The 25,851-nt window shown below is 63.4% G+C and carries 18 protein-coding genes; 5 read left to right on the top strand and 13 right to left on the bottom strand.

Features of this window, described 5'->3' with window-relative positions:
* From KB554_RS12775 to KB554_RS12755, 5 genes are all read left to right on the top strand, one after another.
* The coding region (locus KB554_RS12775; RefSeq protein WP_211036204.1) for an AGE family epimerase/isomerase at positions 1-224 on the top strand (224 nt) is incomplete at its 5' end.
* Positions 225-238: 14 nt separating this feature from the next.
* The gene (locus KB554_RS12770) at positions 239-1,669 is read left to right on the top strand and encodes a calcineurin-like phosphoesterase family protein (RefSeq protein ID WP_211036414.1); all 1,431 of its coding nucleotides are present in this window, start codon (positions 239-241) and stop codon (positions 1,667-1,669) included.
* A gap of 19 nt (positions 1,670-1,688) precedes the next feature.
* Complete coding sequence (locus tag KB554_RS12765) at positions 1,689-3,557, top strand: FAD-dependent oxidoreductase (RefSeq protein ID WP_211036412.1); 1,869 nt, start codon at positions 1,689-1,691, stop codon at positions 3,555-3,557.
* Entirely contained in the window at positions 3,554-4,876 is a 1,323-nt protein-coding gene (locus KB554_RS12760; RefSeq protein WP_141428793.1) for an alpha amylase family protein, read from the top strand. The genes KB554_RS12765 and KB554_RS12760 overlap by 4 nt, the downstream gene beginning before the upstream one ends.
* Positions 4,873-5,970, top strand: coding sequence for an SGNH/GDSL hydrolase family protein (locus KB554_RS12755; protein ID WP_211036410.1), 1,098 nt, complete (start codon positions 4,873-4,875; stop codon positions 5,968-5,970). The genes KB554_RS12760 and KB554_RS12755 overlap by 4 nt, the downstream gene beginning before the upstream one ends.
* A gap of 32 nt (positions 5,971-6,002) precedes the next feature.
* Here the strand turns inward: KB554_RS12755 and KB554_RS12750 are convergent, their stop codons facing one another.
* The 13 genes from KB554_RS12750 to KB554_RS12690 all read right to left on the bottom strand — a co-directional run bounded on the left by KB554_RS12750 (position 6,003) and on the right by KB554_RS12690 (position 25,814).
* The gene (locus KB554_RS12750) at positions 6,003-7,211 is read right to left on the bottom strand and encodes a site-specific integrase (RefSeq protein WP_211036409.1); all 1,209 of its coding nucleotides are present in this window, start codon (positions 7,209-7,211) and stop codon (positions 6,003-6,005) included.
* A gap of 249 nt (positions 7,212-7,460) precedes the next feature.
* A complete protein-coding gene (locus KB554_RS12745; protein WP_141428788.1) occupies positions 7,461-8,153 on the bottom strand; it encodes an aquaporin in 693 nt (230 codons plus the stop codon).
* Between the two features lie 299 nt (positions 8,154-8,452).
* On the bottom strand, positions 8,453-8,983 hold the full coding sequence (locus KB554_RS12740) for an outer membrane beta-barrel protein (RefSeq protein WP_211036408.1): 531 nt from the start codon (positions 8,981-8,983) through the stop codon (positions 8,453-8,455).
* Positions 8,984-9,065: 82 nt separating this feature from the next.
* The gene (locus KB554_RS12735; RefSeq protein WP_242116365.1) at positions 9,066-10,187 is read right to left on the bottom strand and encodes an OmpA family protein; all 1,122 of its coding nucleotides are present in this window, start codon (positions 10,185-10,187) and stop codon (positions 9,066-9,068) included.
* Positions 10,188-10,334: 147 nt separating this feature from the next.
* Entirely contained in the window at positions 10,335-10,649 is a 315-nt protein-coding gene (locus tag KB554_RS12730; protein WP_141428782.1) for an HU family DNA-binding protein, read from the bottom strand.
* Between the two features lie 87 nt (positions 10,650-10,736).
* Positions 10,737-11,009 carry a hypothetical protein gene (locus KB554_RS12725; RefSeq protein WP_211036406.1) on the bottom strand — a complete coding sequence of 91 codons (273 nt, stop codon included), beginning with the start codon at positions 11,007-11,009 and terminating at the stop codon, positions 10,737-10,739.
* 127 nt (positions 11,010-11,136) lie between these two features.
* Positions 11,137-12,351, bottom strand: coding sequence for a clostripain-related cysteine peptidase (locus KB554_RS12720; protein WP_211036405.1), 1,215 nt, complete (start codon positions 12,349-12,351; stop codon positions 11,137-11,139).
* A complete protein-coding gene (locus KB554_RS12715; protein WP_211036404.1) occupies positions 12,348-13,325 on the bottom strand; it encodes a DUF5106 domain-containing protein in 978 nt (325 codons plus the stop codon). Before KB554_RS12715 ends, KB554_RS12720 begins: the two co-directional genes overlap by 4 nt.
* Positions 13,326-13,341: 16 nt before the next feature.
* Entirely contained in the window at positions 13,342-18,066 is a 4,725-nt protein-coding gene (locus tag KB554_RS12710) for a BACON domain-containing protein (RefSeq protein ID WP_211036403.1), read from the bottom strand.
* 9 nt (positions 18,067-18,075) lie between these two features.
* Positions 18,076-20,622, bottom strand: a complete 2,547-nt coding sequence (locus KB554_RS12705; protein WP_211036401.1) for a hypothetical protein — start codon at positions 20,620-20,622, stop codon at positions 18,076-18,078.
* Positions 20,619-22,904 (bottom strand): hypothetical protein, encoded by a 2,286-nt coding sequence (locus tag KB554_RS12700; protein ID WP_211036399.1) that lies wholly within the window; start codon positions 22,902-22,904, stop codon positions 20,619-20,621. The genes KB554_RS12705 and KB554_RS12700 overlap by 4 nt, the downstream gene beginning before the upstream one ends.
* Positions 22,905-22,943: 39 nt before the next feature.
* Positions 22,944-23,948 (bottom strand): FimB/Mfa2 family fimbrial subunit, encoded by a 1,005-nt coding sequence (locus KB554_RS12695; RefSeq protein ID WP_211036397.1) that lies wholly within the window; start codon positions 23,946-23,948, stop codon positions 22,944-22,946.
* A 159-nt stretch (positions 23,949-24,107) separates the two neighbouring features.
* Positions 24,108-25,814, bottom strand: coding sequence for an Mfa1 family fimbria major subunit (locus KB554_RS12690; protein ID WP_211036396.1), 1,707 nt, complete (start codon positions 25,812-25,814; stop codon positions 24,108-24,110).
* Positions 25,815-25,851: the final 37 nt, after the last annotated feature.

Raw genomic sequence — 25,851 nt, 5'->3', positions numbered from 1 at the left:
AGGGATACCAGCTCACAGGAAACCAGAAATGCCTGGACTGGTTCGAAAAACTGCACCAATACATGTGGGAGCACTTCAAGGACCCCGAGTTCCCCGAGTGGTTCGGATACCTGAACCGGCGAGGCGAGGTCCTCCTGCCTCTGAAGGGAGGAAAATGGAAGGGGTGCTTCCACGTACCGAGAGGTCTGTTCCAGATATGGAAGATCCTCGAACAATGCAAATAAAACCGACCGAAAAGATGAAACGAACGTTATTCGCGATCCTGTTATCGCTCTGGAGCGCCTGCGCGTGGGCTGCGGGCACGGTTACGGTCAAAGGACGCGTCGTCTGCGACGGCCGGGGCGTGGCGAACGTCCGGATCTCCGACGGCGACGGATTCGCCCGGACCGACGAAAAGGGATATTACACGCTGGAAGCCGATGCGCAAAGCCGGTTCGTCTTCGTCTGCGTGCCGGCGGGGTACGACGCCCCGACGGAAGAGGGCGTCGTACGCTTTTTCCGGCCGCTGCCGTCCGGAGGCGGAACCTGCGACTTCCGGCTGCTGCGCCGCCCGGGCGACGATACGCGCCACGGGTTCGTCGTCATCGCCGACCCGCAGATATACGCCCGGAAAGAGTTCCCGCAACTGGCCGAGGCGGCCGACGACATCGCAGCCACGGTCCGCGGCTACGGCGGCCTGCCGTTCCACGGAATCTGCTGCGGCGACATCGTGCACCTGGACCACTCGCTCTACGGCGAGTACAACGACGTGATGGCCCGGACGGGACTCGTCTTCCGCAACGTGATCGGCAATCACGACATGACGCTCTACGGCCGGTCCCACGAAACCTCCTTCACGAAATTCGAAGATACGTACGGTCCGACCTACTATTCGTTCGACGTCGGCCGCATCCATTACGTAGCGCTCAACGACAATTTCTACATCGGACGCGAGTATTTCTACATCGGCTATCTCGACGAGCGGCAACTGCGCTGGCTGGAGAAGGACCTCGCTTCCGTGCGCCCCGGCTCCACGGTGGTCGTCTGCCTGCACATCCCCTCGACCTGCGAAGAGGCGGACCGCAAGCAGTTCAGCTACGACAACGCCTCCCTGACGATGGCGAACCACCGGGCGCTCTACGAACTGCTGAAACCCTTCCGGGCACATATCGTCTCGGGCCATACGCACACGACCTGCAACCAGCCGATCGCTCCCGGCCTGTACGAACACGTGACGCCCGCCCTGAGCGGCGCATGGTGGCAGGGATCGCTCTGCACCGACGGCACCCCGGCCGGATACGGCATCTACGAAGTGGACGGCGACCGCATCGAATGGTACTACAAATCGACGGGACACCCGGCCGACTACCAGATAAAACTGTACGACGGGCGCGAATGCCCGCAGTTCGAGGGGTATGCCGCAGCCAATATCTGGGCCAGCGACCCGGCCTGGCGAGTGGAGTTCGAAATCGACGGCAGGCCGTGCGGCCCTGCCGAACGGTTCCGGGCATACGACCCGGAAGCGGCACGGCTCTACTCCGACCCCGACCGGCTGGAGCACAAATGGATCGCTCCCTCCGAATCGGACCACTACTACCGGGTTCCGCTGCCCGAAGGGGCCTCGCGGGTCGAAGTCTCGGCGACCGACCGTTTCGGCCGCAGGAGCACGGCGGCACTCGATCTGAAATAAACCGGCAAAGACACGACACATGAAAGCATTACGAACGAAGTACCTGTCATTGACAGCCGCCCTGTTTCTCCTGTCCTGCAACGCCCCCGCACGCTACGACGTGGTGATCGTGGGCGGCGGGACGAGCGGGACGGCCGCGGGCCTTCAGTCGGCGCGCCTCGGGGCGCGGACGCTCCTCGTCGAGGAGTTCGACTGGCTGGGCGGCATGCTCACCTCGGCGGGCGTGAGCGCCACGGACGGCAACTACGCCCTGCGCGGCGGCATCTGGGACGAATTCCGGAGCGAACTGGAGCGGCACTACGGCGGCCCGGAAGCGCTCCGGACGGGGTGGGTGAGCAACATACTGTTCGAGCCCTCGGTGGGCGACAGCCTGTTCAAACGCATGGCGGCGCGCGAGCCGAACCTCGAAGTGCGCTACCGCACGACGGCCGCCGGATTCGACCGCCGCGACGGGGTGTGGCATCTGGAGATCGAGTGCGGCGGGAAACGCGAGCGCATCGCGGCCCGCGTGCTGATCGACGCCACCGAACTGGGCGACGTGGCCCGGGAGCTGGGCGTACCCTATGATGTGGGCATGGATGCCACGTCGGAGACCGGCGAGAAGGAGGCGCTCGAAGCCCCGAACGACATCGTGCAGGACCTGACCTACGTGGCCGTGCTGAAGAATTACGGGCGCGACGTCACGATTCCGCGTCCCGAAGGCTACGACCCCGCGCTGTTCGCCTGCTGCTGCATCAACCCGCTCTGCGTCTCACCCAAGGAGCCGGACCGCATGTGGCCCCGGGAAAAGATGATTACCTACGGGAAACTCCCCGGCGGGAAATACATGATAAACTGGCCGATCGAGGGCAACGACTACTACGTGAACATGATCGACATGGATGCCGCGGAGCGTGCCGAAGCCGTCCGGCGGGCGAAAAACCACACGCTGTGCTTCGTCCATTTCCTCCAGACCGAACTGGGATTCCGCACGCTGGGCCTTGCCGACGACGAGTTCCCCACCGGGGACCGTCTGCCGTTCTATCCCTACCACCGCGAATCGCGGCGCATTCACGGACTGGTGCGCTTCACGCTCAACGACATCACCGACCCCTACGCCAACACGCTCTACCGCACGGCGATCGGCGTGGGCGACTACCCCATCGACCAGCACCACACGCGCTATCCGGAGTGGAGTTCGCTGCCGAACCTCTATTTCCATCCCGTGCCATCGTACGGCGTGCCGCTGGGCGTGATGCTGCCCGCGTCGCAGCCGGGGCTGATCGTGGCCGAGAAATCCATCTCGGTGACCAACCTGGTGAACGGCTCCACGCGCCTGCAGCCCGTGGTGTTGCAGATCGGACAGGCGGCCGGAGCGCTGGCCGCACTGGCCGCGGCGGATGGCTGCGAACCTTCGGAGGTCCCGGTCCGCAGGGTGCAGGAGGTGATTCTCGACGACGGAGGCTACCTGCTGCCGTACCTCGACATGCCCTCGACCGACCCACGCTTCAAGGCCATGCAGCGCATCGGGGTGACGGGTATTCTGCGCGGACGCGGTGCGAACGTGGGATGGTCGAACCAGACGTGGTTCGACGCCGGGAAACACGTTTCGGAGGCGGAGCTGCGCTGCGGACTGCATGCTGTTTACCCCGCGGTGGCCGAATCGGCGGACCCGGCGGCCGTGAACGGCACGCGGCTGGCCGCGATGCTTTCCGAGGCCCTTGGAAAAGATACGGCCGCCGCGATGCACGAGAAAGCGGCCGGGCTGCTCGCGGATTACGATGCCGCAAGGCCCCTCACGCGCATCGAATGCGCCCAGATCATCGACGCCCTGGCTGACCCGTTCCGCTCGGTCGGGATCGACATATACGGAAACTACATACACGCAACAAACGAGAACCCGCAATGAAAAAACTCGCAACCGTACTCCTGCTGGCTTTCGCCGCGGCGGGAGCCGCCGGATGCCGGAGCGCATCCGCCCCCGTGAAACCCAAACTCATGTGGCTGGACTGTTCGGCCAACTGGGAGCGTTTCAGCTACCCCGACTCGATCCGCCACTACGTCCGGAAATGCCGGGAGGCCGGCATGACGGCGCTGGTGCTCGACATCAAGGGCACTTCGAGCGAAGTGGTTTACCCCAGCGAATACGCTCCCCGGCTCAAGGAATGGAAGGGCGTCAGACGCCCCGACTTCGACTTCATCGGCACCTTCACCGACGCCGCGCATGCTTCCGGCATGGAAATCTACGGCTCGTTCAACACCTTCGCCGAAGGCAACGGCGTCTTCCGCCGCGGCCTCCTATACGACGGCCGTCCCGAATGGCAGGCGGTGAACTACCTGCCGGGCAGGGGGCTCGTACCGCAACTGGAGATTCCCGGCAAGAAGGTACTCTTCGTCAATCCGGCGCTCCCGGAGGTGCAGGAACACGAGATCGCCCTCTTCAAGGAGGCGGCCCGGAAGTACGACCTCGACGGCATCCTGCTCGACCGCGCCCGTTACGACAACATCCAGTCCGACTTCTCGGATTTCTCGCGCGAAGCCTTCGAACGGTACATCGGCCGAAAGCTGGAACGGTTTCCCGAGGACATCTACGCATGGGAGGAAGACGGCGCCGGCGGCTGGAAACGCACGGACGGCCCCTGGTTCAAAAAGTGGATCGAGTGGCGCGCCTCGGTCATCCACGGCTTCTTCGCTCGCACCCGCGAGGAGCTGAAAGCCGTGAAACCCGGGCTGAAGTTCGGCGCCTACACGGGCGCATGGTATCCCTCCTATTTCGAAGTGGGGGTGAACTGGGCCAGCCGGGAATACGATCCCTCGCAGGAGTACGCATGGGCCACGCCCGAATACAGGAATTACGGATATGCCGAGCTGCTGGACATCTACACCAACGGCAACTACTACTGGAACGTCACGATCGACGAATACCGCAGCAGCAACGGCCTGCACCGCAACGAGACCGACAGCGAGGTTTCGAAGGGCGACCACCTCTGCGTCGAGGGCGGCTGCCGCTACTCGCGCCGGCTGCTGCACGGCAAACCCTTCTACGGCGGCATGTACGTCGAAGACTACAAGCGCGACACGACGCAGTTCAAGCGGGCCGTGGAGATGAACCTCCGCGAATCGGACGGCCTGATGGTCTTCGACATCGTCCACATCATCGACCGCGACTGGTGGGGTCCGCTGCAACGGGCCGTGGAGGCCTACGAAACCGGGGAGGCGGGACGATGAGACTCTCCGCACTGGCGGTGCTGGCGCTCCTGTGCGCCGGCACCGTCCCCGCCCGGGAGAGGAGCGGGGAGCTGCCCGCCGCATCCTCCGAAATCCGGTATGTGGGACGTACGGAGACGACCGGCGGCAGCGTGAGTTTCGACTGGAGCGGAACCTATTTCGAATGCCGTTTCACAGGCGGTTCGCTGGCCGTGCGCGTCTCGGACACGAAAAGGAATTACTACAACCTGACCCTCGACGGACACGATGCCGGCATCGTCACGACATTCGGCACGGATTCCCTCGTGGTGCTGGCCGAAGGACTCGGCGAGGGAGAGCACACGCTGCGAATGCAGAAACGCACCGAGGGCGAACAGGGGCGCACGACGCTCCACGCATTCCGACTCGCACGGAACGGACGGCTGCTCCCCGCACCGCCATCGCCCGGACGCCACATCGAGTTCATCGGCAACTCGCTGACCTGCGGCTACGGGACCGAAGGCCGTTCGAAGGACGAACCCTTCGAACCCGAAACCGAAAACTGCGACAAGGCGTTCGGCTGCATCGTGGCCCGCTACTTCGGCGCCGACTACACGCTCATCGCCCACTCGGGACGCGGAGCGGCGCGCAACTACGGCGACCGGAACACCGTGTCGGAGAATACGATGGCCGACCGTCTCGGCAACACGTTCGACGAGTCGCCCTTGCCGGCCTGGAATTTCACCGCTTCGCCGTACCGGCCCGACATCATAGTGATAAACCTGGGATCGAACGACTTTTCGACCGAGCCGCACCCTTCGCGCGAAGAGTTCGCGGCTGCCTACACGCGCATCCTCCGCACGCTGCGCGACGCCTACGGCGACACCCCGCCGATACTCTGCGTGGCCCCGCGGGTCGGGGAGCCGGCCTTCACCTTCATCCGCGACATCTGCCGCGCGGCCGTCGTACGGAACCTGCACTTCACGGCCGTGCTGCCGGGATACTGCAACGACGGCAGCGACCTGGGATCGTCGGCGCATCCCAATTACACCGGGCAGCGCAAACTGGCGATGCTCCTGATTCCCTACGTCTCGACGCTCACGGGCTGGGAGGCGGAGGCGAAACCGATCGAATAGCCCCGCCCGGGCCCCGGGCCGTCCGGATCGCCTCAGAGTTTCGACACGACGGCATTGACGCGGTCCACGATCCGCCGGTCGAACTCCTTGAGGTAGATCTGCGTCGTCTTCTCCGACGTGTGGCCGAGGCCCTCGCTGATCACCGCGACCGGGGCTCCCGACTCCCGGGCCAGCGTGGCCCAACTATGGCGCGCCACATAGGTCGTCAGCGGCACGGAGACGCCGCATTCGAGGGCGATGCGCTTCAGGTAGCGGTTCACGCGCTCCAGCGCCAGCCGGTACTGCCGGTGCAGGTCGCGGCCGTCGGTCCCCTGCAACACGGGGAAGACATACTCCGACTCGTTGGCGTACTTGCGGATCAACGCCTTCAATTGCGGCGTCAGCGAGACATGGAGCCACTGCCCCGTCTTGCGCCGCCGGTAACTGATTACACCGTTGCCGACCGAGCTCTTTTTCAGGTAGATGATGTCCACGAAGGGCATTCCGCGGCTGAAAAAGCTGAACAGGAACAGATCGCGGGCGAACTCCAGGCGGGAATTCGCAGGAAATTCCGCATCGTGAATCCGTCGCAGCGAAAGCCGGTCCAGGGCCCGTTTGACCGTTTTCCGGGGTTTCGAGCGGACATGTTCGAACGGATGTACGCCGGCCGGCACGCAACCGTCGTCCACGGCCTGCCGCCAGACGGATTTCAGGTTGCGCATGTAATAGCAGATCGTGTTGAGGCTCACGCCCCGGCGCAGCAGAAAATCTTCGTATTCCCGGACAAAACGGGCGTTCACGTCCGCCAGACGCACCGCACGAAGCCCGATGAACGCCGCCAGCGAAGCCCGGGTGTGCCGCAGGGCCGCCTCCATGCCGTAACGCTCCGCCTGCCGCCGCCGTTCGATCTGCACGTCCATATAGTGCAGCAGCCCCAGCCCTCCGTGGTCGGCCCGATACCGGAAAACGATCTCCTCGACGCTGTACCCCGACCCGCGCGCCTCAAGGGCCGCGATGTGGGATTCGATGCTTCGGCGCTGCTGCGACAGTTGCCGGTTCATCCGCTGCACTTCCCGCTCGCCGCGCCGCGAACCCGGTCCGCCCAGGACCTTGCCCCGCACCGCGTCGAACTCCTCCGGAAACAGTCTGAACGAAGTATAGATCAACCGTTTCCGTCGATTCTGAATCAATTGAAAAACCAAAGGATAGGAACCGTCCCGCAATGCCCGGTTCCTGTTCAACAACAACTTCACACTCGCCATACTCTTGGATTTTCACAAAAATATGGCAATTTCACACCTGTAAGAAACGATTCGGAAACACATTCGGAATTTTTCGGACACTCCGGGCGGTCCCGCGCGATCCGGCGAAACGCTCCGCAAAAGGGGAAAACGGAAGAAAAAACGGCGAACCGCATCCGGAGAGAGAAACGGATTCGCATGAAGGAACGGGGCCGCGGCGGTGGCGCGGTCCCCGTTCGGTATCATGAGCCGAAGGCTCCGCGCGGAGGATCAGGCGTCCGCGCCGGCGTGCCGGCCGGCCGACAACGCCTTCCAGGCCGCCGCCGCGAGGGCAGCGCCGGCGAAAGGCGCCGCGATGAACACCCACAACTGCGACAGCGCCTCGCCGCCCTCGAACAGAGCCGGGGCGATCGAACGCGCCGGATTCACCGACGTCCCGGTAACCGGGATGCAGACGATGTGGACCAGCACGAGCGTCAGACCGATGACCAGTCCGGCGAAATCGCCGGCCCCCCGCTTCGCATCGGTCGCACCGAGCGCCACCAGCACGAACACGAACGTAAAGAACGTCTCGGCGACCAGTGCCGGAAGAAGATTTCCGGCCGCAAAGGCGTTCGCCCCCGTCGTCGTCGCGCCCGGGGCCACGTGTCCGCCGTGCACCGCGACCCAGAGAATCGCGGAACCCGCTGCTGCGCCCGCGATCTGCGCGGCCATGTACCACAGGGCATCGACGCTCTTCATCCGTCCGCTCAGCCAGACGCCCAGCGTGATCGCCGGATTGATGTGACAGCCCGAAACCGGGCCGATCGTATAGGCCATCGCCACGACCGAAAGGCCGAACGCCGAGGCGATCGTCAGCACGGCGGCCGTCGTCGCCGCCCCGCCGTTGAACACGGCTGCACCGCAGCCCGCGAGCACGAGCACCATCGTGCCCAATGCTTCCGCTACATATTGTCTCTTCATAACAGATTTCGTCCGATCCGGACGCCGGGACCGTCCTCCGCGGGGACGGGGCCGGGCCATCCGGAACCATAGCAATTTAGAAAGTTTCACTTAAAAGAACCGTGCGGCCGGTTTTCACTATCCTTGTGACGACAAAGACACTACGGCCGGCCCGCACGATTCCGAAGCCTCCCGGGCGGCGCAGCGCAGCCCGGGAAAATCCGGCCGACAAACCGGCGGCCGGAAAAAGGCGGGGCGACGACGGACCGGAAACAACAATTCGATACAGCTCCCGACCGGTCCGCCATCGGCCCCGGTCGTCAGAAGGAGTAGAAGAATCCGAACCGCAGATCGGAACTCCTGAAGTCGAATCCGAATCCGTCGCCCCCTCCGTTGTAATAGTCGTTCTTGTAGCCGAGGAATCCGAAGCTGGTCAGCAGGCTGAAACGGTCCGAAATTCTAAACGCCAGCCCGGGCGTCAGCCCGACCTTCCAGCCGCTCCCGTCGCCCATAGCGACACCGAACCCGCCGTCCACGAAGAGCGTGAAACGGTCCCTGGAGAAATACTTGTAGCGCGCATACGGTTCGATCACGAAGACCTCGGCACTCGTATTCCCTGTTTTCCGGTAGTCGAATCCGAGCACGCCGCCCAGGCTCCACTTCGCATTGAAATCGTGACCGAACTCGGGGGCCAGCGCAAACCCCGAAGAGGTCACGCCCTCCACCTTGTCGTGCCAATAGCCGACCCGGCCGCCGATCCACCAGCCGCTCTCCTGGGCCGAAACCGTCGGAACGGCCACACTGCACGCCGCGAAGGCGAACAGAAGCATCAAAATCTTCTTCCTATTCATATAAACATTGTTTTTAAGGGTTCCGGAGAGGCAGTCCCGCACCCTCCGGAACCGGGTTTTCCACTTCTTTTCTCTCCGGCGGCTACCGGATGATTACCGCACGGTTCAGTTCCGGATCCGCGAAGAGGTTGTTCCGGTCCCCTTCGGCGACCTTGCGCAGCCGCTCCTTCGCCACGCCGTACTTCTCGACGAGCAGTTTATAGACGTATTCCATGCGTTTTTCGCTCAGACGCTGATTCCCGGCCGCCGTGCCCGTAGCCTTGTCGGCGGAGCCGCAGAGCGTGAAGACCTTCTCCCTGTCGGCTTCGAGGGCGTTCTTCACGTAGAAGTCCAGATTCGCCAGCTCCTTCTTGTCGAGCGTGGCCTGCCCGATCCGGAAGAAGAGCGCCACGGGCGTCGCCGACACCGAAGCGACCTGCACCGTCTCGGGTTCGCGCTCACGCAGCCGGGCATTCTCGTCGGCGAGCGTCTTTTTCTCGGCTTCGAGAATGTTCCTGGCATTCTCCAACGCGTCGATACGGGTCAGATAGGGCGTATAGTCGGGCGCCGCGACGGGCTTCACCCGGCGGAACCCGCGCCGGTTCAGTTTGAACGACAGTCCGACCGTCACCGAGGTCATTCCCTCGCCGCGGCTGCCGCGGGCCACCCCGTCGAACCGCTGGTTCACGAACAGGTGGCGCATTTCGAGCGTCAGGTCCAACAGGTCGCACAGCCGGATGTCGTTGAGCAGGCCCGCACTCAGGGCGAACTCGTTCTTATACGTCCCGTTGCCGTACGACCGGGCCCACCCGGCCCCGAGGAAGGGCACGAAATTCCACGTCCTCGTCTGCTTGTATCCGCTCACGGCGTCCGAAAGGTTCCACATGAAATCCCCGTGCAGATACGACACGCCGAACTTCTCCCGATAGAATCCTTCCCCGACGGGGGACTTCGCGTAGGCCGTCTGTCCGAAGGTCCATCCCTTGGCATTCAGCCCCGAATAGCCGATGCGCACGCCTACGGCCGGCGTGATCCACTTGCCGACGTTGAGGTCCAGCGCCGGAGCGAGCCGTTTCCCGAATCCGCCGTGCGAATCGTTCTCGCCGTGATAGACGTTCACGCCGCCGGCGATCCCGATGAAGATGTTGTCGAAAAAACGGTTGGTCTCGTAGGGACCGCGCACGATCCCTCCCCGCTCGTCGCGGTTACCGTTCTCCTGCGCCATGACACCCGCCGAGACGAGCGTCAGGGTTGCGGCCAATGCGCCGCGGACAAATGCGTTTTTCATATTTTTCCGTAAGATTTTCGGCGTCCCGCCGCTGATCCCGGCCGGAGCCGGAGACGGGCGCCCGGTTAGTAAAATGGATTCCGATCAGCGGCGGACGCCTTTCCGGACGGATTTCGATGCGCCCGAAGGCGCCGCATCGAACTGCAATGCCTTGCCGGGCTTGAACTTCACGACCCGTTTGGCCTCGATCCGGATCGCCTTGCCCGTCGCGGGGTTATGTCCCGTGCGTCCCTTCCGGTCGCGGACCGAAAAGGCTCCGAAACCGGGTACGGAGACTCGTTCGCCCCGTTGCAGGCTCTGCGCGATGACCCGAAGCATTGCATTCGCCGCCCTGGCGGCTTCGACGCCGGTGAATCCGCTCTCGGCGGCCACGGCCTTCACTAATTCTCTCTTGTTCATCTGAAATTTTATTAAGGTTAAACTGTCGCCCCTCCGCGCCGCATCCGCCGCCCTGCCCGGGCCGGATCCGAACGGAAGAGCTAAGAGCTATCGGATTTTACGACCCTTTCCCGGCGTTCCCCGCGCCGCTCCCGGCCCGCGCTCCCCGCTCTCCGGCGGAACCGCGGCGGACCGTTCCGGCGCAGGGGACGGGAACTCCTCCCCGTCGGGCTCCTCCCGCCAGAGAAGGCGGAACGGCAGCCCCCGCCGCGCCTCGTTATACGCTTCGATCTCCCGGCGGTAATAGCGCAGGATAAGGGCCGGGACCCGCTCTCCGCGCCGGCAATAGGTGTCGGTCACGAATTGCCGGTAATCCTCCATCCTGCGGCGTTTCCGCCGGATGACAAACGACCTGATTCCGAACCAGCAGACCGCGACGCACGCCGCCGCCAGACACATCGCCGGCCAATATCCCGGCGCACTCCAAAACAAAGCGTAACGTTCCATATCAGTTGCCGCCCCACACGGCCCCGTACCAGGCCGTCCGGCGGTAATATTCGTTGAGTTTCACAAGTTCCGGCTGCTCTACATAGACCGTGAGGCCCGAATGGCAGCGGATTTCAAAACCGTTTTGCGAGGGCAGGAAACGCTCCGTACTCTCCTCCCATATCACCGTGCGTTTCATCTGCTCCCCGAAAACGGCGTTCACTTCATCTCCCGCGATCCGTCCGGCCCACTGGCCGAAGTCGAAGAAACGCGGTACGGCGGGAATGTCCCCGTAGCTGCCCGGGCGGTCGAAATGCTGCAACCCGATTGAAATGTCAGCCCTATGAGAAGAGTTGCCGAGCAATTCCCGTATCCGGGCAGCGAGGACATCCATGTATGACGTATCGACAAGGCTCAGCGTCGCAGAGCGGAAAGCGCCGTCGAGCGTGTTTATGTAATCCATGTAGGCGCGGCCGAAAGCCGCGAGGGCATCGGCCGTCGGACGCGACGCATCGAAAAGCAGCGGCAGGGCCGTCGGATAGACCGGAGCGAATCCCGGCGAGAGCATCTCGGCCGACGAGACCAGCAGGTAGCGGGCCTTGTGCCGCAGCGCATAGGCGACCTCCACGCCCGCCGAAAAGCACGACTCGAAGAGGATGAAATCCAGTGCGCCGTCCGGAATCGCCCCGGCGAAATCCGCGAGTTCCATCTCCGCGGAGCCACCTTCGGGCACGCTGTCGTCGCGTCCCAGAGAACGGGATGCCGGGGAGGCAGAGGCAGATCCCGCCTCCCCTGCGGCATTGCGGAGCGTTCCGGCCGGGAGCCAGCCGCTCCCATGAGAAAAAAAGACCAATCCATAACCATCGGCCGGATACGCCGCCGTCACATCCCGTAAAACCCGCCCGAAAACCTCCGCCGAAGCCGAGTTTTCCGGACCGTATTCCGCGACCGTCTCGACATAGGGCTCGGGCGCCGCCGCACAGCCGCCCCGCAGGCGCAGCAGACGTGCGCCGTCGCGTCTCGAATCCGCATAGATCAGGCATGCGCCGCCCGTCGGGCGCCATCCGCGACGCAGCGCCTCGATCTTCTGCGCGACCTCCCCCGTCAGGTCGTTGTCGCCCCCGAGCCACACCAGCACCGTCCGGGCCGGACCCTCCGGCGCGGAACCGCCGGCATCCTCCCCGATGCAGGAGACCAGCGGCAAAGCCGCCAGAAAAAGCAGAATCGTCCGTATCATTTCACCGCATTCCGTTGCAACCACATCTCCAGTTCGTCCACCCGCGGCTCCTTGAGCACCACCCGTTTGTCGCGGTCGAGCAGGTAGAGCAGCGGCACGCCGCCCGTGTCGTAGGACAACGACCGCACGATCCGCAGTTGCGGGTCGTATCCCGCGATCCACGACCGGGGCAGCTCCCCGAGCCCGTCGAGCCACGTCCGGCGGTCGTCTCCGGCGTAGATCGCCACGACCTTCAGCCGCCCCCGGTCGATGCAGTCACCGTACACGGGCGACCCGGCGATCCACCGTTCCACGGCCCGGCAGCTCTCGCAGGCCGGATCGTAGAAGAGCAGCACCGTGTACTCCGCCCGCACGGACGAAAGCCGCCGCTCGACACCCCGCCTGTCCGTAAAGAGAATATCGGCGGCCAGAGTCCCGGGACGGTTGCGCAGCGCCATCTCCAGCAGAAACCTGTAACGGTCCCGCAGCGGCGAATCCGTGCCGGGCATCGCCAGCAGCTTTTCCATCGCGCAGATCAGCGCATCCTCTGAACGCGTGGACCGGTCCCGCGAACCGAAATACTCCTCGGCGAGCGCGGCGAACCGCTCCAACGCCGCCTCCCCGCCCCGGGCCGCGCTGTCCAGCATCCGCCGGAGGCTCGCGTCGCGCACCGCCGGATCGGCGTAAAGGGCCGCCGAAGCGAACTCCCCGAAGGCCGGATCGAGCCGTTCCGGCCGCAACTGCGTCGTATCGCGGAAATCGAATCCGTCCCAGAACCGTTCGACGAACCACGACGCCCGCTCGGCGGGGTCGGCCATCACGTCCGGAATGCGGGGCCCCGCATACGGCGCCGCGGAATCCGGCCGCGACGCCCGCCCTTCGGATCCGCCGGAAGATCCCCCGTAGAAACCGACCGTAACGACGGCTACGGCGAGCACGGCGGCGGCGATGACCGCCGCCGCGGCTCCGAGCATGTATTTGACAAACCGTTTCATATTCATACGCTGCATTTCAGTTTCCCCATACCGATTTTTTCAGACAGACCCGGAAAGCCATCAGCGTGTGCCACGGATAGAATAAGCCGCTCTCGCTGGGAGCATTGATACCTCCAAAGGTATCGGGTATCGTCCACGAATCCCCGTAACGGGCCTTCACGCCCACCAGGAAATAGGGATAGCTGCTGTACACGCCCATGGGCTGAAACCATACGGGCTTCATGTTATTGTACCATTTCGAATGTTCGTCGGTCTCCGGATAGGTGTAGAACCGGCAGTATCCGGGATAGGTATCCAGTCCGGCGACGATCAGGCCGTTCTTCAGCCGCTCGGTGTAATCGTAGGTCCGGGGGCCTCCGTAACGGGGCATACGGTAACCCGGCGGGCAGGTGTTGGCCTGCGTCGGATAGACCGGCGACATGATCATGATGCCGGGATCGCCCGTCCAGGCATACTGGTCCACGTAATAGGAAATCACATAAAGGCCGGGCCACGTGATATTGTAGTATCCCTGCCGATGCGGGGCCGAAAACTCGTCGGCCGAGCCGCGGTTCGGCTGCACCTTGTACGTAACGGACGTACGCACCAGACTGCTCGTCTCGTCGCCGCCTTTCGAGGGCGAAAGATCGGAAAGCCAGCCGCCGGAAGTCGCCGTCTGACTCCATGTCGTTCCGCGGGTCGTGATCGTAAACGCATAGGAACCGCCGTCGGCCGAGACCCAAGTCGGAATCTGACCTTCGACCTTGAAATAATAATGAGGCTGCGAAACGGCGATCTTGCGGACGATTTTCGCATTCTTCGTATGCACGAGCACGATCTCTCCCTTCCGGACAGCCGACGGATCGTCGTTTTTGAGCGAATTTTTCGCACACGCGACCGTCACCTTGCCGCCGGAGCCGCCCGCCGGCGTCAGGGTGATCCAATCGGGCTTCGACTGCACCTTCCAGCCGCCGCCGTTCTCGGTCGTCACCTGGATCTGCTGCGAACCGCCCTTCGGGACGAACGACAGCGATGCGGGGGAAACCGACAGCGACTGGACACCCGTAGTCTGATGTACGGTGACGATTTTGGAGACCGTTCCGTCCTGGTGTCTGAACGTGAGATGCCCGGTCCGGTCGCCTCCGGTATTGGCCTCATAATTGATCTGCACGCTCCACGGGTCTGGGCTGTAATACCCTTTGGCGGGCGTTGCGGTAAGCCACGACGCATCGCTCGACACCGTCCAGCCCATGTGTTTGGGCGAGACCCGGACCGCGATCCGGTCCGACCCCTTCGTATTGGGAACGGTGAACTCCGCAGGCACGACCTCCAGCGCCGGGACGGCCTTCTTGCGGGAAAACACCAGTTTGAGCGACTGGCCGCACTTCGTGGAAACGGTGACCGTAGCGCTCGCATCGGCCTTCAGGTAGGTCATCTCCGGAACCAGCAAGTAATACCTGTTGCTTTGGCTCTTGGTGATCGTCTTGTTCTCGGTGACCCCGGAAGGGACGAACATGAACTTATCGCTGGACAGAAACTGACCTAAATCCGTATAGGCACTGAATGCGTAAGCCGAAACCGCACCGGCACCCGACGTCATCGAAATATCCGCCTCCGGAATTTCGCAGTCGGGTGCGAGCTGAATCACCACACCCCGTGTGAAACTATTGCCCCATCTGTTAACATCCGAATAATAAACCAGATCGGGCTCGTTCGGAAATTCGATCGTCTGCGTCGCCGAACCGGATGCGACCGAATAGATCGCCGAAGAACCGTTCGTCTCGGAACCGTAATAAGACGTACCCGTCGATGGATTCACCGCAGTATAACGCACCCGGTAGGTGACCTTCACACGCAGCGGCGTCTTCTCCGCCGCATGCTGCGTAACCAGTGCGGAACCCGATACGGCGGCATGGGTGTATCCGGTCAGGGAAAATTTCGCACCGACCACGATGTCGTTCGCCGTATTATTATACGTGTTGAACCGCCCCTTCACTTCGCGGAACGCCTTCCCCTGCTGCGGACCGCTGCCCTGAATGCCGCCGTCGAACACGCCCGACGTCTCGCCGAGATAATACGAATGCCCCGGCACGGCGCTTCCCGAAGGCCAGAAGCTCCCGGCACTCCATGCCATCGAAGCGAACCGGGAGTCGATATAGGCCCGCACGGGTACTTCCGTTTCGTAGCAAGCGCACGACGCCGGTTCGACGTACAAACGGAAATCCTCGGCCGTCACCGGCGACTGGATGATCGTCAGCGAATCCGCGAGGTTGCCGGCCGTCACCCGGACCGTCGCATGACGCGCATCCGACACGAGCTCGGGCAGCCGGCCGTCCTGCGTACCGTCGTTCACCCGGACGAACCGCCGATTCTTTCCGGCCCCACCCGAAGGATCGACAAGTACGTACTTCGAGCTCCAGTTCTTCGGATAGTCCTCCGAAAGCGCTGCGGTCCATGCCGGAGCATCGGTCGAAAGGTCGCCCTCGTACTGGGTCTCGGTCGGATAGCCCAACCCGTTGAAAAAGAGCATACGCGGATTCAGACCCAGATAATAGTGTCCGTCGGTGACGATGTCCATGGCCGAATTCTGGTCATCGACCGTGATCTCGGCCGTCAGGTTCTCGGAGGTGGCGTCCTCCGGCCGGGCGGCTCCCGGACCGCTCACGGCGACGACATTGACGATATAGCGATGGTTGCGCAACAGCGGCACAGGCTTCCCGTCGCACACGAAGTCGATCCGGTAATAGGATTTGCGGTAATTCGTGGAGGTCCCGTCCAGATTGGCCTCCGTGTACCGGCCCTCGACGATCAGATACGATTCGCAGACCGAATCCGCCCCGATCGGAGCCGGATCGCCGTAGGCCACGAGAGGCGACTCCCCGACATGGTTCCCGAGCGACAGGTTGTCGGCATAGGAGAAGGGAACGGGCTGCCGGAGGAAATAGCCGGGCTTGCTCTTTCTCCACCCCGGCTGCGCAGGCCGCGACACACGGCCCTTGCGGAACTCCTCGATCGCCGCGGCATACCCCAGTTCGGGGAAGAGCGCCGAACGGGTATAGGCATTGTAAAGCGACACGTTCGTCACCTCGAACGAACCCGAGGCGATCTTTCCCGTCGCGGTCGTATAATCCGGATTCTTAGCCGGGTCGGTCTCCATGCCCACCCCGAAGTCGATACGCGCCAGAGCCCGCACCATGTTCACGCCGATCGTATCGCCCTCGGTCAGATGGGAACGGGCCGCCGAAATTCCCGACGAGGTATAGGTTCCCTCGGAAACCGTGCTGCCGACGCTGTACGCTTCGAACAGCCGGCCGATCGACGGATGCGTCTGGGGATTCGCCCCATCGACGGACTCGGACTGCGGGTCCGAGTTCGCATCCGCCGCAAAGACCGCGATCCGCTGTTCGCGTTCGGAATCGGAGCGAATCAGTTCGGTCCTGCACACATACTCGTCCTTCGCCGGATCGTACACGGCCAGCAGGGAAGACGTCACGGCCCGCAGCACCCAGTCCTGCCCGTCCGAAAAATATTGCAGTACCGAGACGTGCATCCCCGCGGAGGCGGCGTCGGCCGCCCGGGTCTTCACCGGGACGACCGAAGGGGACTGCACCTTCAGACGGAGCACGACAGGAACCTTCCGGTCCTTGAGATCCATCGACGAATCGTCATCGGTGTAGTCTTCGGTCCAGGGAACGGCCGAAAGCGCGACGTCCTCCACGGGCGTTCCCTTCAGCGCATCCTCCTCCGACACCGCACCGGGTCCCTTCACGGGTACGACGAGCGTATAGCGGTGGTTGCGCAGCACGGGAGACGTATCCGCGTCGTCCTTGCCGCGAAACCCGACATAATAGTAGCACGGAACCGGATCCGGAAGGGTCGGCGCGGAGAACACGCCTTCGAGAATCCCGTACACCGGATCGTCGGCAGGGGCTTCGAAGAGGTAAATCGTCCGCACGAGCTCCCCCGAACCTTCCGGAAAGGCATAGGCGAACCGGCCGGACGCGCTGCCGGACGGAACCGTAGGCGCCGTGACCCGCCTGCCCGATGCGTCGAACACCGCCGGGTCGGGCGACACGCGGCCCGAGGTCCGGGCATTGCAGACGAAGAAGGCGGTCGGCGTGAACGTCATGCCGCTCCCGTCGAGCGCCGTATCGTCGATCTTCAGGTCGAGACGCGCCAGCGCACGCAGCAGGGAGACGGGAGCGAGCTTCACGTCGGCCTCCTCCGTATCCCGGTCGATCTCGAAGGCCCCGGACTGCGCCCACATGGGAATCGGGCGCAGCTCCTCGCCCTGCGCGTTCTGCGCGGGCCACCGGTCCTCGCAGACGGATACGATCCGCTCGAGCAGCGTCCCGCCCGACACGCCTACATCGGACGAAGAGGGCAACAGCTTCCGCGTCTCCTCGTCCAAATTGGCCAGCAGCACCAGATACAACCGCTCCTTGCCCGATCCGACCGGACGTTCCAGCAGGATGCGGTATTCGCCGGGGCCTTTCACCTGGGTTTTCGCCGTGTAGCGATACCCGTCGTCATCGGCATCGAAAACCAGCGCGGTCAGTTCCGCCACCTCGCTCTCCTGCCCCGCGGTCATGGCCCGCGAAAGCGCCTTGTCGCCCGAAACGGAGACTCCGAGCACCAGTTCCACGGCCCCGGGACGTCCGGAGCGGGAGTCATCGACCCCGTCGGTCGTACACCCTGCCGCGCAGAGCGCAAGCACGCCCGACGGCAAAAGGATTCGCAACAGCTGATTCAATCGTTTCATGGAGTGATTCTATTTTACGGTAAGGCTCCAATAGAGACTTCCGGCCTTGATCCGGTAGCTTCCCTTCGCGGGAGCCGTCAAATACGATGTTCCCCGGCTGCCGGACGAAACCACCCGGTCCGTCGCGTCGAGCAGCTGCCAGGTCGGATAGGTCGTAATCACGCGGATCACCTCCCCCGCCGCGCAGGTGTGCACGACGTCGTTCCGATACTGCTCCCGCACGCTCAGCACGTATTGCCCGACGTTGGGCAGATCGACCACCCGGTTTTCCCACGTGAGCAGCGTGAACACCGCCTCGGCGGGCGAACCGTTCAGCGCAGCCTCGGGCGTGGCAGCCCCCGGAGCCGTTATATTATTGAGATTCAACACGTAGCGGTGATTCCGCAGCAACTCCTTGTCCAGCACCACCTTGTAATAGGTGTCGTTCCGGTCGTCCGACGCATCGGGCCCGCCCTTCACGATGAGCACGGTCTGCGATCCCGCGGCCGTCTCGGGCAGGTAAATCTGCCGCAGCAGCACGTGTTTCAGTCCGGCGTCGGCCGATGCGGCGGGATAGGCGAGCGGATACCGCAACATGTCGGCCGGAACGGCGGCTTCGACCGGCGCACCCGCAGGCGAAGGGTCCTTCACCGTCCCTGCCGCAAGCTCGTCCGCCGCCCCGAAATCGGGCGTCAGGGAGAAGTGCGAACGGTAATTCACGACATAGACGCCCCGCAGATAGAACGGATAGGTCACCCCGGGAGCACCCGCAGGCTGTCCCGCGCCGTCCTTCCCGACGGAGATATCGGCATAATTGATCCCCACGTCCAGCCGCGCGACGGCGGCGAGCAGCCCCACATCGACCGAGGCGACGGCTCCTTCCCGAAGCTCCTCCGGTGCGATCGTCCGGCTGATCCCGCTGAACGGCAGATCGTTCCATAAAAGCTGCCCGCCCGAAGGCACGCACACCTGCCGGAATCCCGACCAGGAGGAGAAATCCGACAGCGTGGTGACCGAGAGCGCCTTTTCCAATCCGGCGGCCGTGCCCAGAGCGAAATTGGCCAGCACGACCAGCCGCCGGGCATAGGGTCTGCGGCTTATCCCGATGTAAAGGTCGTTCCGCCCGTTCGTCAGGTCGAAACGATCGAAGGCCAGCAATTCGTCGAACGTCCCGTCGTCGGCCCGGTAGGCGGCGACGGCCACATTGTGCAGCAGACGCTCGCGGTCGTACCCGCCGCCGGCATCCGGCCGGTCCAGATAGGGGCTCTCGCCGCCGTTCCCGTCCTGCCGCCGGAACGATTCGTAATCGCCCGCATAGGCGGCCGAGCCGTCCCCGGCGAAATCCAGTCCCTTCAGCTCCAGATGCAACGGCACGATCCTGTCGGCGGTCTCCGTCTCCGGAAAGTCGTTCCACGACTCGACGTCCACCTCCAGATTGACCGACGCCGACTTCAGCGCCTCCTCGACGGTAGGCATTCCCGGACCCGACACCCGTTTGACACTGAACAGATAGCGGTGGTTGCGCAGCACGGGCGCGAGCCCGCCGCCGTCCCGAACGTCGCGGCAGAAATCGACACGGTAATAGGTCGTTTCGACGTCGTTCCACGAAGCATTGGGATCGGACTTGTAACGGCCGCTGAGGACCAGACAGGCCGAATCCGCCGGGAACTCGGCCGACTCGGCCAGGTAAATCCCGCGGAAAAGCGCCGCCGAGCCGCCGCCGAGCTGCGGAACCGCATAGAGCAGTCCGCCCACATCGCCCTTCGCATCGTAACCGCCGCCCGGCAGCAGCCCGTTCGAAGCGTACTCCGGCACCCAGAGCGAGGGGGCCGACGCCTCGGTCAGCGCGGCGTCCTGATCCGCGACGAAGGCATCCGGCCGGGGCATCGCCCAGCCGCGGCGCTTGCTGCCGAACAGCCGGACGCTGTCCAGCCGGAATTCGGCGATCCGCGCCGCAGGGTCCGGCATACCGTTCTCGTCCACCCCCACGCCGACATCGGCCCGGGCGACGGCACGGATCATCCGCACGTTCTTCGGAAAGGGCATATCCGGTTCGACGACCATCGGTTCGAACCCGGCCCACATGGGAATAGAGGTGCGGAGGGAGGTGTCCCACGCCCCGTTCACGTCGAAAAAGAAACAGGCTTCGGCCAGCTCGGAATAGGGTCTTCCGATCCATTTCGTCCGCAGTTCGGCCACCGAAGGGGCGTTCTCCGCATTGACCAGCATGACCACGCGGTATTTCTCCCCATTGACGCTGCCCCGCAGGCGGAACGTCACGAACGAAGCATTGTGAATGGTGCAGGGGGCCACGTCGGACAGACGGTCCCGTTCGTCGAAAACCAGCACGCGCAGGGAGCCGATGTCGATCGCGGACTCCGCATCCGCCGTCATGGCGCGCGACGCCGGAGCGTCGCCGGCTGTCAGCCGCACGTCCAGATAAACCGCTTCCGGGCGGGGGCCGCCGCCTGCTCCCGCCGGCAGCTTCTCCCGCGAGCAGGCCGAAGCGTAAAGTCCCAGAAGTCCGGCCGCGACAAACGCGCGCAGACCGATCCTTCCCATTGCCATCCGTATCATAGATTCACCGTATTATCGTTAAACAGGTCGTAGCGCCGGATCAGGGCGGAAAGCTCCGGATCGAGATTTCCCCGGAACCGCAGCCGCGGCTGCAACTCCGCGGCCCGCAGCAGACTCCTGACCGCCCGTTCGTTGTCGCCCAGCCGGGCCGAAACCACGGCGAGCATGTATTTCACTTCGGCGTCGTCCGGACGGCGCGTCTCCTCGCGCCCCAAAATGCGGGCGGCGGCGCGGTCCAGCCCCACGGACATGTAGGCCAACGCCGTATTCCGGTCCTCATAAGGCCGCAGCAGGGCCAGCGCCTCCTCGTACCGCCGTTTCTTCAGCAATTCCACGCCGCGCAGGTAGGCGCTGTCCAGCACCGTCGTCCACACCGTGTCCCGCTTCATGCCGCGGCGGTGCAGAGAGAAGCGGAAATCCACGGCGCGCATCTGCGGATAGAGCTTTTCGCGCATGTATGCGTAGGAAGCGGGGAACCGTTTGCGAATCAGCCACTCCCTCCGGTCGGGATCCACCTCCTTCCGCACGAGTGCGAGAATCCCCTCCCGGTCGGCGGCCAGCGCGGAGTCCGCCCGCACGAGTTCCTCGAGCCGGCCCCAGTCCTCGGCCAGCCATCCCGCACGCACGCGATCCGGCAGATCGGGCAGGCCGTTATCCGTCTCGATCCGGCGGACGCCACCGCCGGCATCCAGCACATAGGAGCCGGCGATCCCGAGCGAATCCTTCATCTTCCGAAACTCGTGCACCAGCACCTCCTTCAGCGCTGCGGATCGCTCCCGGGCCAGCCGGTCATTGACCTTCCACGAACCTTCGGGCGACGAGGTGGCCGTCAGCGCGATGCTGTCGATGATGAAGACCGGATCGGTCATCAACGCCTGCGTCAGGCGCTTCACCGCCGCCAACTGCGCGCGGTTGTCGGCCAAATCCTCCCGCACTTCGGTCCCATTCCTGGGAAAGACGAAGAAAAAGCGGGCGTCGGCCTTGGCGTCGCGTTTGACGATGCGGTGCACGTAACGCGGCGCATCGTCGATAAACGAAATCATCGAAGTCACGGAATAGGTCAGCGTATCGCTCGCCGGAAGTTCGTAGCGGCGGCCGCCGACCGACGTGACCGCTCCGCGCAGGAAGAGGCGGATCCGGTCCGTATGTTCTCCCGCGTCGAGCTGTTCGGCATAGCGGTAGGTCACGCTCCGGTCGGCGTGCACGATCGTGTCAAGCCGCGTGCCGGGAAGTTCGGGGAAACGCACGACCCGGCGGAAAACCGCCTCCTTGTTCCGGGCACGCTCCTCGTTGCGCTCGATCTTGCGCAGATCGTAGTATTCGAGCATCAGGGCCGCCGTGTCCAGGTCGCTCAGCAGGCGGATATTGGCCTCCACCGTCCGCCGGCGGATCCGGCTGCGCTGCACCTCGGAACTGTCCGAAAGCTCGCGACGGATCGCCCGCACGTACCCGGGCGTCTCCACCGGCCGGGGCTTGTAGTGCGGCGCGAGGTAGGCCGCGAGCGGATCGGACGGATGCCCCTGCGCCGCACGCCCGAGCGCCCCGACCGAATCGAGCCGGCTGCGCCGTTCGCGTGCGGCCTGGCGCCGCAGGTCGCGGAGTCCCCGCCGGTACACGCACCGGTCGCTGAGCCGGCTCCGCCCGGAGACGGTGTTCCCGGCAGCGGCATCGAGCCGCGCCTTCTCCTCCAGCAGGGCCTGACGCCGGACCGCCGCCTTATGCAGGTAGGACTCGAATCCGGCGACGTCGGCGAAACAGCGGAAGTAGTCCGCGCTGTCCACGATCGAATGCAGGTAGCGGTCGTAACGCGCCATGTCCTGCCGCTGCAAGCGGCGGAAGCGTTCGCCCGTGAACAGCAGCCGGTGCAGCGAAAAGGTGTCCTGTCGAGTGCAGAGCACCGGCTCCAGTTCTACACGCCACTGGTCGTCGAGCAGCTCCCGGGGCAACGTCACCGAAAACTCCAGGTCGATCTTGCCGTTGCGTTCGGCCACATTGCGGATATTATTGACCGAAATGGTCACCTGTTCGATCCGAAGGTTCATCACCGACTCCTGCAACCGATCGTCGTAAGCCGCCGGCACGAGCCGGAGTTCGCGGCCGTCCTCGGTGGTGAAGGTGATCGGTCCGGAGGCGGCCGTCGTATCCCCCTGCGGCGCGGCGGCCGGTTCGGGTGTCCGGCGCCGGGAAGGCATGGAAACCTGCACGCGCGCATCGCCGCTCCGCCGCAAACGCGCGAAGCGCCGCGAACAACCGCACAGGAGAATCAACAGGAGCAACAGCATCGGTCTATATATTCGGAATCCAGGCAAAACAGTCTCGCATTACAGATCGGAACCCTGAAACCAGATCGTCCAGCCGTTGATCGTCACCGAAAGGGCGACGAACGTTCCCGAAAACGCATCTCCCTTGTAGTTGAAGAACAGCGTCCACTCGTCCTGCCTGTCGAGGTACTCCTGCAACGAGGCGATCCCGGAGGGGCGGGTTTGTTCCAACAGTCCGATCAGGTCTCTGGACCACAATATGTTATCAGGATCGTACACGCTTCGGACCACCAGACGGCAGGGGACGTCCTCCAGCAGGCGCATCGTGTTGAGTTCGCCTGCCGCGCCGGTCAGGTCGCCCGAAATCCGGTACGGCAGGAACGACACGGAGTCCGCGCCGACGGGCCGGTTGTCCGCGTCGTAGGCCTCGTGCCCGGCCGAAACGATCTCGAACGTATAGGGAGACCGGCCGCCCGACGAGGCGTCGGCACGCGAGGTCCCCTCCTCGGTCAGCGAAATCCGGAAGCGGTTCGTGTCTTTCATCAGGTCTATGGTATGCGTCCGGCGGCCCGCTCCGGGATCGTAGGCGATCGTCCGGGGTGCGGCGTACCAGACGGGATGCAGTTCCGCATCGCAGACTCCCTGCGCGACGCGCGTCAGGGTCAGACGGACATCCTCCAACCGGGTCTTTCCGGGTTGCAGGTCCGCAGTCGCGCTGCGAACGTCCGACAGACGGAAGTCGTCGGACAGGCCGCCCCAGACGAGAAACATGTAAGTCCCGGGGGAGAGTCTCTCGTGAAGCGGCAGCGTATAATCGGTGCGGCCGAGCTCCTCCCGGCCGGCCGTCTCGGTGAAAAGGTACGTTCCGTCGGCATCGAACACGAGCAGATCAATGCGGTCAATCTCACGGGAAGCATCGGCAGCGGCCATGTTGTATTCATAGGTGAAATGCAGGTAGAGTCCGCAGTCTCCGTACGAATCGCCGAAACTGCACGCGCCGAAGAGCGCGAGCGGAATCAGCGCCGCGAAAAGGGGCCGAAGGTATTGGATGCAGCGAAACGACATAATTCTGTTTTAGACGATCGCCGAAGGCCGGAGGCCGCCGGTGATCCGTAATCTTCGTTCTGAAAAAACCGTAAAAACAAGGGGCGGCACAAACCGCGCGGCCCGTGCCGCCCCTTTCTCATATAAACATATCGAAAAGACGTATTGATCCGAAGAGGGTCAGAGCTCCACGCCCTGCTCCCAGGTCGTCCAGTCGGCGACCGTCACGGTCACGCTCAGGTAAGCGTCGGTTCCCTCGTTGGGCGTATTCTCGTCCGGATTGCTGGGATCGACGATATCGGGATCCGTGGGATCGGGGATGAACGGCGTGCCGCGCTTGCTGATCTTGTCGATCTTCAGCGTGTACCAGTTGTTGCGGACCACGCCCCATTTGCCTTCCACCAGTTTATCCTTGATATTCGAATTGTGCTTGATGAGAATATCGTAGTAGCAAATGCCCTTGTAATAGATCTGCATGTAGGCGCCGGGATAGTCGGCAAGATCGCTCATGTCGCGGACCGTAGCGGCCACATAACCGATCTTGTCCAGCGGATTCTTGGGCGTAGCGGAAGCGCTCAGGTCCGAATACAGCGCATCGTAGTCGCCCTCCTGTGTACCGGTCTTCACATAAGAGGCCTTTTTCGCGATCTCTCCCATCAAATTCTGAATCATCTTGACATCATCCGCCGAAATGGAACCGGAAGCCGTGCCTTTCAGCAGATTCGCCATGTCCTTGTACGAAATCAACTCGGTATGCGTCCCTACGCTGTCCGAAGAGAATACGAACCACGTTTCGGACTTCGAGGCATCGGACGTATCCTTGAAGTCCTCGGGGAAGAACCGGGCTTTCAGCACGAGTTTGGTCGTATTGATGACCTTCTGTCCGGCCACGGACATCGTATTTTCGATGACATAGACCGGATCGGACTTCGTATTCCAGGCCGAGGGAGGCGTGGCATTCTTCAGCCAGTCGAAATCGGTGGCGGGAGAGAGCGGATAGTTGTTGTCCTGACGGTATGCGATGGAGAGGTCCTTTCCGGGATTGTTCTGGGCATCGTACACCAGCGGCGAATAGGGCAGATAGGATTTGTTGGTCGTGTTCGTCAGCCAGCCGTCCAGGAAGATGGCCGCATTCTCGGCCTCGTCTTCCAACACGATCGCATTGGGACTCGAGATGGTGGACACCTCCTGCATCGGCGTAGATAGTCCCACCTTGGCGACCAGACGCACGACGACGACGGAGACCGGCTTGGCCTTGGCGGCCTCCTGCGGAGTGGAGCTGGAACCCATGTTGTCCTTGGTGAAAAGATTGCCCGAGCACTCAATGAGCCCTTCGTCCGCATTGGTCCCGTCGAACACACCCTGGTTGATCATCGGGAATCCGTCCTTGGCCGCCACGACGTCGGCGATGTCCGAAAGCGCCTTGTCCTTCAGCTCGGCGAAGGAGGTCGCGGTCTTCAGCGTCTTCTCGAGTGCCGGCGTGGGATTCAGCACGATCATCACGTACTTGGTCGCATCGGACACCTTGATGGCTTCGCCGGCCGAAATATTGCCCGTATTTCCCGAGGGCTGTCCGGGCAGCGTCTGATTGGCGGGATCCAGCACGATATCCTTCGTCAGATCGAGCGGCGTGGCGGCGAGTTTCTGCCGCTGGGCGTTGAACGTCAGAATATATCCCGATTTGACGGTCGATTCTGCGACCGTGCCCGCCGCCGTATTGGCGGCATAGGTCCGGGCGGAACGGGAGCCGCCCAGCGCAACGGACAGATAGGTGTCGCCCGTAATAGCGCCGGGACCGCCCTGTCCGGGAGTTTCGCCGTCCTTGCTGCAACTGCTGAAGACCGCAGCCAGAGCAAGCATCGAAACCAAAACAGATTTCATTTTCATAAAGAGAAATTTTAGTTAAACAAAAAAGTGAATTGGG

The organism is Alistipes sp. Marseille-P2263 (assembly GCF_018101075.1).
GTDB lineage: Bacteria > Bacteroidota > Bacteroidia > Bacteroidales > Rikenellaceae > Alistipes > Alistipes dispar.
This window is presented reverse-complemented; position numbering and strand designations above follow the sequence as displayed.

Bases quoted from the DNA above. Each gene is read 5' to 3' on its own strand.
- KB554_RS12705 (WP_211036401.1), bottom strand. From the start codon at position 20,622: ATGATACGGATGGCAATGGGAAGGATCGGTCTGCGCGCGTTTGTCGCG.
- KB554_RS12710 (WP_211036403.1), bottom strand. From the start codon at position 18,066: ATGAAACGATTGAATCAGCTGTTGCGAATCCTTTTGCCGTCGGGCGTG.
- KB554_RS12755 (WP_211036410.1), top strand. From the start codon at position 4,873: ATGAGACTCTCCGCACTGGCGGTGCTGGCGCTCCTGTGCGCCGGCACC.
- KB554_RS12695 (WP_211036397.1), bottom strand. From the start codon at position 23,948: ATGTCGTTTCGCTGCATCCAATACCTTCGGCCCCTTTTCGCGGCGCTG.
- KB554_RS12725 (WP_211036406.1), bottom strand. From the start codon at position 11,009: ATGGAGGATTACCGGCAATTCGTGACCGACACCTATTGCCGGCGCGGA.
- KB554_RS12770 (WP_211036414.1), top strand. From the start codon at position 239: ATGAAACGAACGTTATTCGCGATCCTGTTATCGCTCTGGAGCGCCTGC.
- KB554_RS12715 (WP_211036404.1), bottom strand. From the start codon at position 13,325: ATGAAACGGTTTGTCAAATACATGCTCGGAGCCGCGGCGGCGGTCATC.
- KB554_RS12690 (WP_211036396.1), bottom strand. From the start codon at position 25,814: ATGAAAATGAAATCTGTTTTGGTTTCGATGCTTGCTCTGGCTGCGGTC.
- KB554_RS12720 (WP_211036405.1), bottom strand. From the start codon at position 12,351: ATGATACGGACGATTCTGCTTTTTCTGGCGGCTTTGCCGCTGGTCTCC.
- KB554_RS12750 (WP_211036409.1), bottom strand. From the start codon at position 7,211: ATGGCGAGTGTGAAGTTGTTGTTGAACAGGAACCGGGCATTGCGGGAC.
- KB554_RS12760 (WP_141428793.1), top strand. From the start codon at position 3,554: ATGAAAAAACTCGCAACCGTACTCCTGCTGGCTTTCGCCGCGGCGGGA.
- KB554_RS12730 (WP_141428782.1), bottom strand. From the start codon at position 10,649: ATGAACAAGAGAGAATTAGTGAAGGCCGTGGCCGCCGAGAGCGGATTC.
- KB554_RS12765 (WP_211036412.1), top strand. From the start codon at position 1,689: ATGAAAGCATTACGAACGAAGTACCTGTCATTGACAGCCGCCCTGTTT.
- KB554_RS12745 (WP_141428788.1), bottom strand. From the start codon at position 8,153: ATGAAGAGACAATATGTAGCGGAAGCATTGGGCACGATGGTGCTCGTG.
- KB554_RS12735 (WP_242116365.1), bottom strand. From the start codon at position 10,187: ATGGCGCAGGAGAACGGTAACCGCGACGAGCGGGGAGGGATCGTGCGC.
- KB554_RS12700 (WP_211036399.1), bottom strand. From the start codon at position 22,904: ATGCTGTTGCTCCTGTTGATTCTCCTGTGCGGTTGTTCGCGGCGCTTC.
- KB554_RS12740 (WP_211036408.1), bottom strand. From the start codon at position 8,983: ATGAATAGGAAGAAGATTTTGATGCTTCTGTTCGCCTTCGCGGCGTGC.